At 29.2% G+C, this 17353-nt stretch carries 16 protein-coding genes; 12 read left to right on the top strand and 4 right to left on the bottom strand.

The annotated features are described in order from the left end of the window. Positions 1-78: 78 nt before the first annotated feature. The 4 genes from AB8B23_RS08895 to clpB all read left to right on the top strand — a co-directional run bounded on the left by AB8B23_RS08895 (position 79) and on the right by clpB (position 5874). The gene (locus AB8B23_RS08895; RefSeq protein WP_369712446.1) at positions 79-885 is read left to right on the top strand and encodes a viral A-type inclusion protein; all 807 of its coding nucleotides are present in this window, start codon (positions 79-81) and stop codon (positions 883-885) included. Positions 886-1121: 236 nt separating this feature from the next. Further along, positions 1122-1820 (top strand): hypothetical protein, encoded by a 699-nt coding sequence (locus tag AB8B23_RS08890; RefSeq protein WP_369712445.1) that lies wholly within the window; start codon positions 1122-1124, stop codon positions 1818-1820. Next, positions 1813-2568 carry an MgtC/SapB family protein gene (locus AB8B23_RS08885; protein WP_369712444.1) on the top strand — a complete coding sequence of 252 codons (756 nt, stop codon included), beginning with the start codon at positions 1813-1815 and terminating at the stop codon, positions 2566-2568. The genes AB8B23_RS08890 and AB8B23_RS08885 overlap by 8 nt, the downstream gene beginning before the upstream one ends. A gap of 735 nt (positions 2569-3303) precedes the next feature. After that, positions 3304-5874 carry an ATP-dependent chaperone ClpB gene (gene clpB / locus AB8B23_RS08880; RefSeq protein ID WP_369712443.1) on the top strand — a complete coding sequence of 857 codons (2571 nt, stop codon included), beginning with the start codon at positions 3304-3306 and terminating at the stop codon, positions 5872-5874. A 144-nt stretch (positions 5875-6018) separates the two neighbouring features. Here the strand turns inward: clpB and AB8B23_RS08875 are convergent, their stop codons facing one another. The 4 genes from AB8B23_RS08875 to AB8B23_RS08860 form a co-directional block, all read right to left on the bottom strand. After that, positions 6019-7104 carry a glycerol dehydrogenase gene (locus AB8B23_RS08875; protein ID WP_369712442.1) on the bottom strand — a complete coding sequence of 362 codons (1086 nt, stop codon included), beginning with the start codon at positions 7102-7104 and terminating at the stop codon, positions 6019-6021. A gap of 128 nt (positions 7105-7232) precedes the next feature. After that, positions 7233-7859 carry an HAD family hydrolase gene (locus tag AB8B23_RS08870; RefSeq protein ID WP_369712441.1) on the bottom strand — a complete coding sequence of 209 codons (627 nt, stop codon included), beginning with the start codon at positions 7857-7859 and terminating at the stop codon, positions 7233-7235. Between the two features lie 24 nt (positions 7860-7883). Then, positions 7884-8708: a hypothetical protein gene (locus tag AB8B23_RS08865; protein ID WP_369712440.1), complete on the bottom strand. Its 825-nt coding sequence runs from the start codon at positions 8706-8708 to the stop codon at positions 7884-7886. A 110-nt stretch (positions 8709-8818) separates the two neighbouring features. Beyond that, positions 8819-10531 carry a proline--tRNA ligase gene (locus tag AB8B23_RS08860; RefSeq protein WP_369712439.1) on the bottom strand — a complete coding sequence of 571 codons (1713 nt, stop codon included), beginning with the start codon at positions 10529-10531 and terminating at the stop codon, positions 8819-8821. Positions 10532-10877: 346 nt separating this feature from the next. Between AB8B23_RS08860 and AB8B23_RS08855 the strand changes: the two genes are divergently transcribed. The 8 genes from AB8B23_RS08855 to AB8B23_RS08820 all read left to right on the top strand — a co-directional run bounded on the left by AB8B23_RS08855 (position 10878) and on the right by AB8B23_RS08820 (position 17316). Further along, on the top strand, positions 10878-11087 hold the full coding sequence (locus AB8B23_RS08855; RefSeq protein WP_369712438.1) for a hypothetical protein: 210 nt from the start codon (positions 10878-10880) through the stop codon (positions 11085-11087). Between the two features lie 7 nt (positions 11088-11094). Further along, positions 11095-11772, top strand: coding sequence for a hypothetical protein (locus tag AB8B23_RS08850; protein ID WP_369712437.1), 678 nt, complete (start codon positions 11095-11097; stop codon positions 11770-11772). 27 nt (positions 11773-11799) lie between these two features. After that, on the top strand, positions 11800-12228 hold the full coding sequence (locus AB8B23_RS08845; RefSeq protein WP_021743071.1) for a hypothetical protein: 429 nt from the start codon (positions 11800-11802) through the stop codon (positions 12226-12228). A 159-nt stretch (positions 12229-12387) separates the two neighbouring features. After that, positions 12388-12669, top strand: coding sequence for an HU family DNA-binding protein (locus tag AB8B23_RS08840; RefSeq protein WP_369712436.1), 282 nt, complete (start codon positions 12388-12390; stop codon positions 12667-12669). Positions 12670-13345: 676 nt separating this feature from the next. Then, positions 13346-14314, top strand: coding sequence for an ABC transporter substrate-binding protein (locus AB8B23_RS08835; RefSeq protein ID WP_369712435.1), 969 nt, complete (start codon positions 13346-13348; stop codon positions 14312-14314). A gap of 44 nt (positions 14315-14358) precedes the next feature. Then, complete coding sequence (locus AB8B23_RS08830; protein WP_021743074.1) at positions 14359-15336, top strand: ABC transporter substrate-binding protein; 978 nt, start codon at positions 14359-14361, stop codon at positions 15334-15336. A gap of 49 nt (positions 15337-15385) precedes the next feature. Further along, positions 15386-16531, top strand: coding sequence for an ABC transporter permease (locus AB8B23_RS08825; protein ID WP_369712434.1), 1146 nt, complete (start codon positions 15386-15388; stop codon positions 16529-16531). Further along, entirely contained in the window at positions 16531-17316 is a 786-nt protein-coding gene (locus AB8B23_RS08820; protein WP_369712433.1) for an ABC transporter ATP-binding protein, read from the top strand. Before AB8B23_RS08825 ends, AB8B23_RS08820 begins: the two co-directional genes overlap by 1 nt. Positions 17317-17353 lie beyond the last annotated feature (37 nt).

Raw genomic sequence — 17353 nt, 5'->3', positions numbered from 1 at the left:
AATTTTTTAAAAAATAGTGTAAAATAGTAAAAGTTAAAAAAACTAAAAATAAAAAATTATTAGAATTAAGGAGAAAAAATGGCAAAAAAGAAAGCTGAAGATATTAAATTAACTTTAACAGATGAAGAAAGAGAAGGATTAGACAACGAGGGGATAAAAAGAGTTTTAACTAATAAAGCTGTATTAGAAGCTGCTAAAAAATATAAATTTACTGATGAAGAACAGGAAGAATTTGATTATCTCGTTGAAAATGAAAAACATAAATTCTTTGTTGCAAAGGCGATTGAAGACAAAATTTCTGTAAATGAAAATGATGTTACAAAATTATACACTGACAACAAACCTAGTTTTGATGCACAAAATATTCCATTCTCTCAAGCAAAGGAAATTATTCAAAGAGATTTGTTGAATCAACAAGTTGCTATATTAGAAGCTGAAGAATTAAATAAATTAGTTGAAGAAATGGGTGATAGTGTAGAAATTACAAAAAAAGAACTATTATTCTCAAAAGGAAATCCTGATATAATTAAAACTATAATTGTTGGTAAAGTAATCGGTAAAAAAATGGCTGATGAAAAATTTGAGGAACAAGAACAAAATAAAAAAGATCTTGAAATCATTAAAGACAGTGTATACATAAACTATTACTTAGACTTAGAAGTAAGAAAAAATGTAAAAGTTACTCAAGAAGAAATTACTGAAATTTATGAAAATGAAAAAGCAAAATTAGGAAATGTAACACCAAATAGCGCTTATCAACAAATTGCCAATGGATTATTAAATAATAAGGCAATTGAAGAAAGAAACAACTTAATTAACAAAATTGCTGAAGAATATAAAGTTGATGAAGTTGCAAAAGAATATACTGAAAATGAAGAAAATTAATAAAAAATAAATTATGATAAAAACTTGAAGAGTAGTAAATTTACGAAATTCAAGTTTTTTTGTTTTACAATTATTTCTTTATTATTTATAAAAATGTGGTAAAATTATTTTGTAGTAAACTTTGTTAAAAAATAGAAATTATAAATTTTACGTAGATTTCAAAATTATTTAATTTTAATAGTTTGATATAAAAAAATTTGAAAATAGTAAATTTTTTGGGAAATGGAGAAATTATTATGAAAAAAGTATTCTTAGGAATAAATGTAATTTTATTGTGGATTACGATTTGGCATTTTTATAAATTTCCAATAACTGAAAATATGAGTTTATCCTTGCACAATAAAAAAGTTTATAGAAGATTGATTCCAAATACAATTGATCCGATTGTTAAGAGTAGTGATTTATTATTTAATATTAATTTTGGCGGGGAAGAGCAGGATGATGTAGGAAGAGCGTATGTAAAAGGATTGATGAACAAAGGAGATGTGTGGATAGGATATGTTTATTCTTTTGATGAACTTGTAAAAGAAAGTTCAGCTTATGCTAGTAATCCACCAAATGGAGATGGATTAGTAGTGGAAGAATATGTAAATAAACATTCAGGATATTTTTATGTAACTTCAAATGAGACGAAATATCATTTGACAAAAGAAGAAATAATGAGAAAATTTAATTTAAAAAAATTAAGTTTAAAAAGTCCTAGATTTTTTGTAGATAAGTTTGGGACGGATAGAGAATTGTCAAATTGGCATAAATATACTTATGAACTGCCACAAAGCAAATTAAAGGATGAGAAAGATATAAAGAATGCAAAGAATATTGAAAAAAGAATAAAGAGAAGAAGAATTTTATGGTTAGTTATATTAATTCTTTGCTTAAAATTACAGGTATCATTTTTAGTAAAAAATAAAAAGGAAACGATACATAATGATTAATTTTATTGAAATAACGAATGAACTTTTTAAAAATAGCTTTGTAAATAAATTAACTGTAGAAGTTGTTTCTCTCAGATTGATGCTGGCAGTTGTCTTTGGAGGAATTGTTGGATATACACGTGAAAAAGATAATAAACCTGCAGGATTTAGAACGCATATATTGGTATGTTTTGGAGCGGCAGTTATTTCTATGGTACAGGATCAGTTGAGACTTAATATTCTCGAACTTGCTAGCGTAAATTTAAAATTAACTGGGGTTATAAAAACAGATTTGGGAAGACTAGGTGCTCAAGTTGTAAGTGGAATAGGATTTTTAGGTGCAGGAAGCATAATGAAAGAAAAGGGTGAAACTGTTGGAGGAATGACAACTGCCGCTGGAATATGGGCAACAGGCTGTGCAGGACTTGGAATAGGATGGGGATTTTATAATTTAGCAATTCCAGCAATAGTGTTTATGCTTGTAATAATAGTGATATTTAAAAAATTTGAGCCTAAAATTGTAAAAAAAATAAAAGTTTTAAAATTTGAAGTAAAATTCATGGAAAATCAAAATTATGCCAAAGGGCTTTTGGCAACATACGAAGTATTTAATCAGAAATTGATAAAAATAACACAAATAGATAAAAATCAACCTGAGAATACAGTAATTTTTACTGTAAATATGGATGAAAAAATTGATATTTCTGATGTAATTGTATCACTTTCAGCGATTAAGGCTGTGGAAGTTGTGAAAGAGAACTATAATTAAAAAAGGAGCCTTTAAAGCTCCTAAATTTTTTATTTATCTCGATAATGTGAACCGCATTGCCATATTTCTAATGTATTATAGTAAAATTTATTTAAAACAAAACTCAAAAGCTATGACTATTTTACTCAAACGATAAATTTATATAATTTTAGCAGTTTAATTTAAAATAGGTTTGAGTATATTTACAATTTTAAAAACAATTCGATTTGCTTTATCAATTCTGACACTCAAATATCCAACAAGATTTTCAGATAATTGTTCAGATTTCCTGTAGAATGATATTCATTCCTATCTATATCTTTAATTAAATTATTTATTTTTCTTATAATTTTTTTGTCCTGAGTAGATATTCTTCCCATGCTTCATCAGACCATAGTTTTTTCACTATTCCACCTCAATTAATTCGTATTCTTTTAATGTAGTTTTTCCCTCTTTTACATTTTGGATTGATTTAAGACGTTCCATATTCTGTTTGCTATACAAAAAGTTTAGATAATTAGTAATTTAGCTCTGATTTTTTATTATTATAAATTTTAAAAAATATTTTATATTTTCTAAATACTGTAATTACAGTATTTGTTGAGTATACTATAAATTTTTTGAAAAAATTTAAAAAAATTTTCAAAAAAGAGTTGACAAAAATATTAAATAGTGATATATTATATTTGTTAGCAATCATAAAAGAAGAGTGCTAATAAATAAAAATAATTTAAACTAAAAAAGAAGGTGATGTGTATGGAACAGAACTTTACGCAAAAAAGTATTGAGGCTATTTCAGAGGCTAATAACTTTGCGATTAGATATAGACATTCTGATATAAAGGTGGAACATTTGTTGCTTGCACTTGTGGGGCAGATGGATGGATTGATTCCTAGCGTGCTTAAGAAAATGGGAATTGATACGACTGATATGATTAGGAAAATTGAAAGCAAACTGGAAAGTTTTCCTAAGATTGAAGGCGGAAATAGTGAGCCAAGAGCGAATAGTGAATTAAATAGAGTTCTCGTTGGAGCAAGAGATATTGCAAAGAAAATGGGAGACAGCTATATTAGTACAGAACATTTGTTTTTGGCAAGTCATGATAATAACAGCTTTTTAAAAGATTATGGAATAAATAAGAAACAGTTTGAAACTGTACTTGAAAATGTAAGAGGAGGTAGAAAAGTTATGACAGATAATCCAGAAAGTACATATGAAGCATTAGATAAATTTGGAAAAGATCTTGTTGAACTGGCTCGAAAAGGTAAACTTGATCCAATTATTGGAAGAGATAATGAAATCCGACGGGCTATACAGATTTTATCAAGAAGAAATAAAAATAATCCGATTCTGATTGGTGAGCCTGGAGTTGGGAAAACAGCTATTGCAGAAGGGATTGCACAAAGAATACTAAAGGGCGATGTGCCTGAAAATTTGAAGGATAAGACAATTTTCTCGCTTGACATGGGTGCCTTGGTTGCAGGGGCGAAATATCGTGGGGAATTTGAGGAAAGATTAAAAGCGGTATTGGAAGAAATTGAAAAAAGTGAAGGAAGAATAATTCTTTTCATTGATGAAGTACATAATATTGTGGGAGCAGGAAAAACAGAGGGATCTATGGATGCTGGAAACCTTTTGAAGCCAATGCTTGCACGTGGGGAAATAAAGGTTATCGGAGCTACTACAATTGACGAATATAGAAAATATATTGAAAAGGATGCGGCACTTGAGCGTAGATTTCAGCCTGTAATGGTAGATGAGCCGACTGTGGAAGATACAATTTCAATCTTACGTGGATTGAAAGAAAAATTTGAGATTTTCCATGGAATCAGAATTACGGATAATGCGATAGTTACAGCGGCTACAATGAGTGACAGATATATAAATGACAGGTTTTTGCCAGATAAAGCGATTGACTTGATTGATGAGGCAGCTGCGAAAGTTAAGACTGAAATTAATTCAATGCCGACAGAATTGGATGAAGTGACAAGACGTGTTATGCAGCTTGAAATTGAAAAAGTGGCACTTGAGAAGGAAAAAGATCAGGCTTCTAAAGATAGACTTGTTACATTGGAAAAAGAATTGGCAGAACTTAACGAGAAAAAAGTCGCATTTAAGGCACAATGGGAAAGTGAAAAGCAGGAAGTTGAAAAAATTCAAAATATTAATACAGAAATTGAGAAAATTAAACTTCAAATTGCTGATGCACAAAGAAAAAATGACTATAACAAACTGGCTGAACTGCAATACGGTAAACTGCCAGAACTAGAAAAACAAAGAGCAGATGAAGAAGAAAAAGCCAAAAATCAAAATCCAAGTGCAAATAAATTATTAAAACAGGAAATTGACAGTGAAGAAATAGCAGAAATTGTTGGAAAATGGACTGGAATACCAGTTTCAAAATTATTACAGGGAGAACGTGAAAAAATCTTACATCTTGCAGAACAGATGATGAAAAGAGTAATCGGACAAGATGAAGCAATCACAACAATAAGTGACACAATAATTCGTTCACGTGCTGGATTAAAAGATCCAAACCGTCCAATTGGTTCATTCATCTTCTTAGGACCAACAGGGGTAGGTAAGACTTATTTGACAAAAACTCTTGCATTTAACCTGTTTGACGACGAAAGCAATATTATTAGAATTGATATGAGTGAATACATGGATAAATTCAGCACCACAAGATTAATCGGAGCGCCTCCAGGGTATGTAGGATACGAAGAAGGTGGACAATTGACAGAAGCTGTAAGAAGAAAACCTTATTCAGTAATCCTGTTTGACGAAATTGAAAAGGCTCATCCAGATGTATTTAATATTCTGTTGCAGCTACTTGACGATGGAAGGCTTACAGATGGTAAAGGGAAAGTTGTAGACTTTAAGAACACAATTATCATTATGACTTCAAATATTGGAAGTGAAATCATATTAGAAGATCCGCAAGTTTCAGAGTCTACAAAAGAAGCTGTATTAAATGAAATGAAACATAGATTTAAGCCAGAATTCTTGAACAGAATTGATGATATTATCGTATTTAAAGCATTAGGAAAAGAAAGCGTAAAAAATATTATCTCACTTATCCTTGATGAAATAAACGATAAATTAAAGGAACAATACATAAAAATTGAATTTACAGACAAAGCTCTGGACTACATCGTAAACGAGGCGTATGACCCAGCTTACGGAGCAAGACCTCTAAAACGTTTTGTTCAAAAAGATATAGAAACTAACTTATCAAAAATGATTTTGAGCAATGAAGTGCCTGAAAACAGTACAGTTGTGCTGGATAGTGATGGGGAAAAATTGATTTATGATGTGAAGAAATAGATTAGGAATTGAATAAAACTTAGGAAAATAGAGAAGTATCAGAAATGGTACTTCTTATTTTTTTAAAATTTTAGATAAAATTTTGGAATGCCATAATGACACTCCATTATAAAAAAGAAATTTTAAAAATATAAACAAAAATCATTACTCACCAAGTTTATCTGCTACAAGTATTGCTGCAAAAACATCATCGGCAGTAACTTTGAATGGCATGTTGTGGATTGTTTCACCTTCAGCTGTACTTGCTTTTGCTACTTCATATAATCTTTCTTTGGAAACACTTCCCATTCCTAATTCATCCAATGTTGTAGGAAGCCCTACACTCTTACAGAACTCTACAACTTTTTTGATTTCGCATAGACATCTGTTTTCCAGAACTAATTGCGTAATTGTTCCGAATGCAACTTTTTCTCCATGATACATGTGATGTCCTTCTTCCAGAATTGTAAGTCCGTTATGAATAGCGTGAGCTGCCGCAAGTCCTCCACTTTCAAATCCAATTCCGCTCAAATAAGTATTTGCTTCGATTATATTTTCAACAGCTTGCGTAACCACTTTATTTTCTACTGCAATTTTGGCTTTTAAACCATCTTGGAATAAAGTATCTTTACATAATTCTGCAATTGCAATAGCAGCTTTTGTAATCCCTCCTCCAGCGATTGAAGAGGCATTTGAATCAACACAGGCTTTGGCTTCATAATAAGTAGCAAGTGCATCTCCAATTCCAGCAACAAGAAGTCTGGCAGGTGCATTTACGATTACGTCAGTATCCATTATTACCATATCAGGATTTGCCTTTAAGAACAGGTATTCTTCAAATTCTCCATTTGGAGTGTAGATTACTGACAAGGCACTGCATGGTGCATCTGTTGAAGCAATTGTTGGAACGATGAAGACAGGAATATTTTCGTAATACGACACTGCTTTTGCGGCATCAAGAGTTTTTCCTCCACCGATTCCAAATACTGCATCACATTTTTTTTCTTTTAAAATATCAATATTTCGGTTAATTTCATTTTTTGAACATTCTCCCCCAAAAACTTCAACATGGTAGTTAATACCTTCTTTTTCAAAGCTTTCAACAATTTTATCCTTAAAATTATCAAAAATAAATTTATCTACTAAAAGATATGCTCCGCTGTTACCACGTAATTTGTAATAAGATGCCAAATTAGAGATTTCATCTTTTCCTTGAATGTATTTTGAGGGCGAATTAATAATCTTTCTCATAAAAAATCATCTCCTATAAAATTTAGAATTCTTTAATAATATTATAGTGCATTTTTTCACAAAGTCAATAGTAAAATTAAAATAAAAAATCAAGAAATTATTCAAATATTTCCTGATTTTTAAATTTATTAAATTTTCAAAATGTTTTTCAATTCCTCTTCTAATTTAGTATAATCTGGCAAATGAAGTCCTTTGATTCCTTTATTTTCAGCGGCTTCAATATTTTCCTTCATATCATCAATAAACAATGTTTCTTCTGGAATTAATCCAAATTCATAAAGAAGAGTATCATAAATTTTTTCTTCTGGCTTTAAAAGTTTGAAATAGCATGAAATTAGGCAGCCTTCAAATAATCTAAAGAAATCGTTGTGTTTAAAGACATATTCGTATGAGTCCTTGTGAAAATTTGAAAGCACATATAATTTGTATTCATAATGATCTCTTAATTTATAAAGAAGCTCAATATTTTGTTTTATAGGCTTTAACAATTCAAAAAAATCCTTGTCAAAAAAATTATCAATTTCAGTAGCCAAATATGGACTTCTTTCCTTAAAAATCTTCTTAGCTTCAGGATAAGTCAAAGTTCCCCTGTCAAGCATTAACCATTCTTTTGTATTAATTACATTTTGATGAAATACTTCTCTTTTTTCTTTAGGTAATTTTTCTTTTAAATATGTGTCTTTATCAAATTTTATTAAAACATTTCCTAAATCAAATACTATATTTTTTATTTTTTTAGAATTTATATTTTCCATTTTGTTTACACCTCTAACTGTTTTTTATTTTATACTTTCTTTCTGTTTTTGATAATCGACATTTACAAAAATAATTGATATTAAAGATATAGAATATATTGCGGACAAAGCTGGGACAAAATTTTCTATAAATGCTTTAAATACTAACATTCCTATATTTTTAATGTCTATATGCAACCAAATTATAAAGAACGCTACTACTATTTTAATTATTTCTTTTATAATAACAAAAGCAATATTTTCAATTAAAAAACAGACTATATATCGCCATCTGTTTGATTTGGAAACTTTTAAAGTGTATTTCAATGTTTTTCTCAAAGATAAATCTTTCGACATATGAACTTGTAAGAAATAAATAAATACACAAACCATAATGGCTGTAAAAATTAGTGTAATTAATAATATTTGACTGGTTAATAGAAATAATAGATAAGAATAATTATATTGAAAAAAATTCATATAAAAATTGCATATCGTTATAATTAAAATAGGTATTGAAATTATAATTACTGTAATAAATGCTCTTATATAAGATTTTAAAATATTATAGTTTTCTTTTTTATCAGTCAGCTTAAAAATAATTTTTCTGTATAAAACCCAGTATGTTGCATATAGTGGGTATGTTAAAAAATGATTATAAAATATATATTTAGTATTTTCTTTTAAATCTAATTCCACATCAGTTTGTAGTTTATTTTCCAACATGGCAGAAATCAGCAAAATAGAAAAAATTAAAAAAATCCATCTTTTCTCTTTTTTTATAAAATACCAGAATAGTTTAAATGCTTCGTTGAAATAATCAAGAATAGAGATATAACTGTTTTTTAATTTTTCTTTCAATATTTTCATTTCTTTCTCCCAATCCTAATTAATATTTTTCCTTTTAAACAAGTTTTTTAATCTATTAAACACAATATCGGCTCCTTTATTTAAAGCAAGTATTTATATATCAAAGATTTTTATTCTGCCATAAAATTCTTCACAAAATTCAAAACTTCTTCAACTTTTACATCCGTACTTTCCCCAGTTTTTCTATCTTTCACTTCCACAATTCCATCAGCTGCACCTTTTCCAACAACTATTTTTAGTGGGAAACCTATTAAGTCGGCATCTTTGAATTTGAATCCTGCTCTTTCATTTCTGTCGTCTAATACAGTTTCAATTTTATTTTGATTTAGTTCATTATACAATTGTTCACCTATATTTACCTGTGTTTCGTCTTTCATATTGGCGATTATTACATCAACATGGTAAGGAGCTATTGCTTTTGGCCAGATTATACCGTATTCATCGTGGTTTTGTTCGATTGCGGCTGAAATGATTCTTGACATTCCCATTCCGTAACATCCCATTTTCATAACGGCTTGTTTTCCATTTTCATCAAGAACAGTAGCATTTAGGGCTTTTGAATATTTTTCTCCAAGTTTGAAAATATGTCCAACTTCTATTCCACGTGCAATTTTTAGTAATCCTTTTCCATCAGGGGAGAGATCTCCAGCTCTCGCAGTTCTAATATCTGCAACTAAGTCGTATGCCAAGTCTTCAAGATTTACGTTTATATAGTGATAATCAGCTTTATTAGCACCTAAAGCAAAGTTTCTTACATATTTTACAGTTTCGTCAATTACAACGTATAAGCCTTCTTTTTTTTCATAAGAGCCTGCATATCCAGCAACCAGCCCGAATTTTTCGCATTCTTCCTCGCTCATCATTTCAAGTTCTGTAGAAGCTCCAATTACATTTTTTAATTTTATAGGATTTACATCCAAATCTCCACGAATTAGAGCCAGCACAAATTTTTCCCCATCTTCAAGAACTTCTTTTAACATTACTGCCTTTACAGTTTTTTCTTTAGGAATATTAAAGAAATTAGCCAGCTCTTCAATTGTTTTTGCATTTGGAGTTTCAACTAATTCTTTTGGAAGTTTTTCTTCATCGCTTTCTTTTAGTTCAATAATGCTTGTTGCTTTTTCAACGTTTGCCGCATAATCTGAAGAGTCGCTGTATAAAATATCATCTTCTCCACTTTCTGCAAGCACCATAAATTCGTGCGAAGCATCACCTCCAATAGAACCTGTATCAGCCTCAACTGCCCTGTAATTAAGTCCCATTCTTTCAAAAATTCTTGAATAAGTGTCTTTCATGTTCAAATATTCCTCGTCAAGCGACTCCTGTGTCAAATGGAAACTGTAAGCATCCTTCATCACAAATTCCCTTCCACGCATAAGACCGAATCTTGGACGCATTTCATCCCTAAATTTTGTCTGAATCTGATAAACGTTAAAAGGCAGTTCCTTGTACGATGAAATTGAATCTCTTACAACATCTGTAATAACTTCCTCGTGAGTAGGTCCAAGCGAAAATTCCCTTTCGTTTCTGTCTTTTAATCTCATAAGTTCAGGCCCATAAGCAAACCAACGTCCAGATTCTTCCCAAAGTGAAGCAGGTTGCAGTACAGGCATAAGAAGTTCCTGAGCCCCTGCTCTATCCATTTCTTCTCTTGTAATATTTTCTATTTTTTTTAGAACTCTGTATCCAAATGGTAAATAAGTATAAACCCCTCGCGTAAGCTGTTTAATCATAAATGCTCTAAGCATAAGCTGATGGCTCACAATTTGAGCCTCTTTTGGTGCTTCCTTATATGTTTTTAAAAATGCTCTTGATAATCTCATATTTTCTCCTTCTATATTTAATTTTTATTGTATTGTAATGCTTATATTGTATATTTTTTTTGAATTTTTAGCAATAGTTTTTTGAAAAATAATGAGAAGACATAAAGATTGATATTAAAATAATATTTGAAATATTGAAAAAATAAAATGATTTTTATTGAAGTAATAAAAAAATTAGGGTATAATATTAAAGAGAATCAATAGAAAGGGGAGGTATTAATGAATAAAAAAAATGTAATTTCATTTTTGAATATGAAAGGTGGTGTAGGAAAAACAACATTTCAAAAGTAATCCTGACTTAAAAAAGTTTATATATAGCTTAGGATTTGATTTTAAAGAATATATTATGAAAAGTAGACCAATGATATTATCCAAAGTCTTAAAAACAATTTCATTATCAAAAAATGAAGAGATAATTCAATATTCGAATAAAATTTACGATGCAATTAAAGGATTAAAATCAGAAGAAGAAGTCATAAAAAATAAAAAAATCAGAAAAAATGGTGAAGAAAATTATATTGAAGAATTATTACAAAAATTTTCTAGAAATAAGTAGGTAATTCATGAAAAATAATAAATATTTAAGATTTTTAAATCAAAATTATAATTTTATAGATATTAATACAGTATCTGAAGTAACTAAAGAACAGTTAGAAAAACTATATATAGAAATAGAAAATATATTTGTAGTATTAGTATTAATAGAAAAAAATTGTAAAAATGAAATAAAAATTGATTTTATAGAAGTTATTACAAATCATTTAATGGGATTGTTGTTAAATATTCCTAATAATTTTTATCCTTCTATTAATTTTTGTTTTAGAGGAGTTATTGAAGGTAGTATAAAGTTCATTTATCAGAATAAAATAGAAAAAGATCAAAATTATGAAAATATTTCAAAAATAGGCTATCGAAACTTAAAAGAAAAATTAAAAAAACAAATAAAAGAAGAGTATTTAAATACACTTTATTCTTTATATTCTGAATATTCAGATGATTTACATATTAAGAATAAAAATAAAATCGATATATCAGATTCAATAAATGAAATTGTAAAAAAATTAGATTATAATTATGAAAAATTAATAAAAGATTTGAGACTTCTCTTTGAATCATTTATGAAATTTTTAAATATTGAATTTAAAGTGAATGAAAATAATTTTCCGTTAGAAGATAGAAAATATTTAAAGAAAAAATTATCTAATAGCAAATATAAAAAAGTTATGAATATAAAATATTAAAAAATTAGAAAAAAGGAGAGATTTACAATGAAAAAACTTATTTTATTGGGATTATTGGCATTTTCAGCTTTTGGAATAGCGGAGCCTTATAGAGATGAAAGAGGTGTGTTGTTTATGAGTGAGGAGGAATGGACAGAATTTTATAACAAAGATGGTCAAGAAGTAGCCGCTTGTGTGCCAATTGGATCTATAATTATGGAAGAAAGCTACATAAAAGATGGTAAGAAAATGACGCATACTTTAGCAGAAGTTCAACAAGGAATTAAACAATTTAATGAAATGCTAGGTGAAACTGGACTTCGTGATATTAATGGTAGAAAAGATAAAATCCACGAGTTTTACTACGCAGCAGTATGTAAAAGACCTACACAAAAGCAATATGATTTAGTAGGTTCTCCAACATTCAAAAAAACAATGGAGAGAATTTTTGAAACTCATAAAGTTATAGAAGAATAAATTATTAAAATTTCTAGTTTGGAAGAGAAAATTTATCAGAATAATTCTTTAAAAAATTGAGATTTTTTTAAATCGTAATGAGATAAATAACTTGACAAATGAATAAAATATGGTAACATATAATAAACAATGTAATTAAAAATGTTTGGAGGAGATATAATGTCAAAAAAAGAATTTGTAGATGCTTATGCAAAAGTAACAGGAGAAACAAAAAAAAGAGCAGAGGAATTAGTTAATGCTTTTTTAGGAACAACAGAAGAATTTTTAGTAAAAGGTGAAAGTATCCAATTTGTAGGTTGGGGAACTTTCGAAGTAAAAGAAAGAGCAGCTAGAGAAGGAAGAAATCCATCAACTGGTAAACCAATCAAAATAGACGCTAAAAAAGTAGTAAAATTCAAAGTTGGGAAAAAATTAGCTGATAAAGTTGCTGATACTAAATAATAAAATATTTTATTTTTAATAAATTAAAGCTATCTTGAAGATTATTTATTTTTTCAAGATAGTTTTTTTATATATCATTTTATTTTGATTTATATACTCTTTTAAAATAGAAATAAATTTTTATAATAGAGTTATTTGATAACTAATTCACAATCATTAAACTTTTTTATTTTTGTAGAATTGCTCATTGCCGCAAATCCTACAACCTATGGCTAGACTCCGACTTTTATTTGTCCACCTCCGAAACTCCTTCTTGCAGTCGTCAAACAGTCGTAACTGAACAAATAAAAGCTCCGTCGGTTTATTAAAACTAAAAAATTATATTTTAATTATTTCGAGATACTATTTTTTTTTATCTTTTATCAAAAACATTTACAAAAAAAGAAAAAATCTAAAAATTATGGAAAAATATTTATTGATTAAATAAAATAAAAATTAAAGAAGATTTTATTTAATTTAAAAATGAAAAAATAAATCAAAAAAGTTATTAAAAGGAAATAATAATATTGCTTTAAAGAGAAAAAAATGTTATTATTTCATAGTAGGGAAAAATATTATCTAAAATTAGTTGAGAAGATAATATTTTATTAACTCAAAACTTTGGAATAGAATTAAAAAAATTATTTTGGATGTTTTGAGAAAATTTGTAGGATAGTAGGAAAGAGAGGAAAAATTGATGAAAAAATTATTGATTTTAATTAGTGCATTGACACTTATGGTTTTAAGCTGTGGAAATTCTGGTAGTGAGAATAAAGGTAGTAGTGGAGCTGGGACAAGCTCTAAGAAGTATAGAATTGGAATTACACAGATTGCATCACATCCAGCACTTGACAGTGCAAGGGAAGGATTTAAGGCGGCTTTTAAGGAAGCAGGAATTGAAGCTGATTTTGATGAGAAAAATGCAAATGGAGAAACAGCTAATGCAAATTTGATTGCCAATAACTTTGTTAGTTCAAAAGAGGACTTGATATTCGCGATTGCAACAAATGCAGCTCAACCAGCGGCACAAGCGACAAATGATATACCTGTTGTGTTTTCGGCGATTACAGATCCACGATCGGCTGGAATTTTGAAGGATAATGTGACTGGTGTAAGTGATAGAATGGATGTAAAACAACAATTGGAATTGTTAAAGAAATTAAGTCCTAACATAAAAACAGTTGGGGTACTTTATAATTCTTCGGAACAAAATTCAAAGGTTCAAGTGGAAGATTTGAAAAAAGCGGCAAAGGAACTAGGAATAAATATTGTTGAAAAAAGTATTGTTCAAGCAAATGAAATACCTCAGGCGGTAGATAATCTAGTTAGGGAAATAGATGCAATTTATTTGCCAACAGATAATCTTGTGGCATCTGTTGTAAGCTTGATTACAGACAAAGCAACAGCGGCTAAAAAAATAGTATTTGGTGGGGAAGCGGCTCATGTAAAAGGCGGAGCTTTGATCACACAAGGTGTAAGTTATTATGAAATAGGGAAAGAAGCTGGTAAAATGGCAATTGAAATTTTGAAGAACGGTAAAAAGCCTAGTGAAATTCAATTTAAGACAATGCCTTTAAATGAAATTGTAGTAAATGGAAAGACACTTGCGGCACTTGGAATTTCATTACCTGAGGATATAAAATCTAAGGCACAGGTTATTCAGTAAAATTTTGATAAAAAGATTTAGAAAATAATGGGAAAGGAAGAGAAATGAAAAAAATATTATTAGTAGTTGTAAGTTTATTAATGGTATTAGCTTGTGGAAATAAAAACAGTGATACTGTCAGTGGAAAAAATAGTTCACAGCCAGCTGATAATAAACAAGTTTTTAAAATTGGTGTAACACAGTTTATGGAACATCCATCACTTAATTTGGCAAAAAAAGGATTTGAGGATGCATTCAAGGAAGCTGGTATAAATGCAGATTTTGATGAAAAGAATGCAAATGGGGAAGTAACAAATGCAAATTTAATAGCTTCAAATTATAAGGTAGACAAAAAAGACTTGGTATTTGGGATCGCAACACCATCTGCACAAGCGTTGGTAAATAATATTTCAGATATTCCAGTGCTATTTTCAGCTGTTACAGATCCAGCAAGTGCAAAACTTCTGAATCCAAATGTAACAGGAACAAGTGATAAAGTAGAAAATATTGCAGTACAATTGGATTTACTTTTGAAAATAAAGCCTGATGTAAAAAAAGTTGGAGTTCTCTATAATCCATCAGAACAAAATTCGGCCGTTCAAGTTCAGGAAATTCAAAAAATTGCCAAGGAAAAAAATATAGAAGTTGTGTTGCAGGGAATAAGCAATTTTGGTGAATTGGCACAGGCTACTAAAAATTTATTGGGAGTAACTGATGCATTGTATTTACCGACAGATAATCTTGTTGTATCAGGGGCAAACTTTGTCGCTTCCGAAGCGATTGCAGCTAAAAAACCTGTAATTGCAAGTGAAAACTCTTCTGTAGAACTGGGAGCATTGTTCACAATGGGGCTTGACTACTACGCATTAGGAAAACGTACTGGAGAAATGGCAATCGAAATTCTTAAAGGGAAACCTGTTTCTCAAATTCCTTTTGAAACTTCAAAACAAATGAAATTATATGTAAATCAGAAGACAGCACAGGCATTGGGACTGGATATAAAAAATCCATTGTTTAATGGAGCTGAATTTGTAGGAAAATAAATAATAAATTAAATGGAGAGAACAGAAAAGAAAGAGAGAAAAAAGTTAAATGAATGAATTATTAGTATTTTTACAAAGTCTTCCAGAGGCTTTTAAAACTGGATTTATATATTCGATAATGGTTATGGGAGTGTATTTGACTTATAAAATACTTGATTTTCCAGATATGTCAGTGGATGGAACATTTCCACTTGGAGGATTTGTATTTGCGGCATTTGCACTTTCTAAAAATGGTTTTTTTGGAATAACAAGTCCAATTATGGGGCTAATTCTAGCGGTTATATGTGGAATGATTGCAGGATATGTGACAGGAGCCTTGCACGTTTATTTAAAAATTAACGGGCTGCTTTCAGGAATTTTAGTAATGACGGGACTTTATAGTATAAACTCCAGAATTGTTGGAATGCCTAATGTATTTATATCGCCAGAAAGAAGTATTTATGAAATAATTTCTTATGAAAAGAACTTTATACCTTTTTCAATTATATTTGTAATTTTACTTGTATTGAAAGGGCTTTATGACTATAAAATTAAAGAAAATAAATATATGATTAGAAGTCTAGTTGTTTATACTGCTTTTGTAATTGGACTGATAATTTATGTTGCAAATACAAAAGATGTAAAACTTATGCTTACAATACTTATCGCATTTATTATAAAAATGATTATTGATTATATCTTGACATCAAAATTTGGATTTGCATTAAGAGCATTGGGGAATAATGAGCAGCTTGTAGTAAGTCTTGGGGTAAATGAAAAAAGACTAAAAATATTTGGATTAATGCTGGCAAATGGAGTTGTGGCATTAGCAGGTGCATTGTTTGCACAAAATATTAAAGTTGCAGATTTGCAGTCTGGAGTAGGAACAATTGTTATTGGACTTGCAGCAATTATTTTAGGACTTGGAGTATTGAAAAAATCACAAGTAATAAACGAAATTTCCATTGTTACAATAGGATCTTTAATGTATTATTTTATAATAAATCTAGCTTTGATGTCAAACAGCTGGACAAGAAATATGTATGAAGGGCTTCATTTCAGTGATAATGTTATAAAGATACTGGAAGTTAAACCAACAGATGTAAAAGTTATAACAGCGATAATTCTTGCAGTAATTTTATGGAATGAATTAATTCAAAAAACTAAAAAAGGTAAGAAAAAAGTAAAATTGATTGAGAAGGGAGAGGCAAATTAATGATAGAGTTAAAAAATTTACATAAAACTTTCTTCTCTGAACTGGGAACAGAAAAACAAGTATTTAAAGGCTTGAATTTTACAATAAATGATGGGGATTTTATAACAATTATTGGAAGTAACGGTGCTGGAAAGTCTACACTTTTAAACGTTTTGAATGGACAAATTATTCCAGATGGAGGAAATGTTGTTTTAAATGGAAATGATATAACAAATATAGAACAGCATAAAAGAGCAAAATGGATTTCACAAGTTTATCAAAATCCAACAATGGGAACAGCTCCATCAATGACAGTACTGGAAAATTTGTCAATGGCTAAAAATAAAGGAAAGCGCTTTAATTTTACTTTTGGATTAGATGTAAAAAATATTGAATTTTATAAAAAGCAGTTAGCAAGTCTGGGACTTGGACTGGAAAATCAATTGTTTACACAGGTAGGACTTCTATCTGGTGGGCAAAGACAATGTTTATCATTAATAATGGCAACTCTAAATCGTCCAGATATATTACTGCTGGATGAGCATACAGCAGCACTTGATCCTCAGACTTCAGAAATAATTTTGGAAAAGACAAAGGAAATTATTGAAAAAAATAATATAACAAGTCTTATGATAACGCATAATATGCAAGATGCCATAACTTATGGAAATAGACTTATTATGCTTCATGCAGGAGAGGTAATTTTTGACATAAAAGGCGAGGAAAAGAAAAAACTGACGGTGGAAAAACTGCTTGAAATGTTTAAAACAAAAGATGCAAAGTTATCTGACAAAGATATATTTTAAATATAGAATAGCATTAAAACATAATCTGAGAAACTAG

This window comes from Leptotrichia sp. HSP-342 (genome assembly GCF_041199995.1).
In the GTDB taxonomy this organism is placed as follows: domain Bacteria; phylum Fusobacteriota; class Fusobacteriia; order Fusobacteriales; family Leptotrichiaceae; genus Leptotrichia; species Leptotrichia mesophila.
The sequence above is the reverse complement of the archived record's forward strand: the minus strand, read 5'-3'. Positions and strand labels throughout refer to the sequence as shown.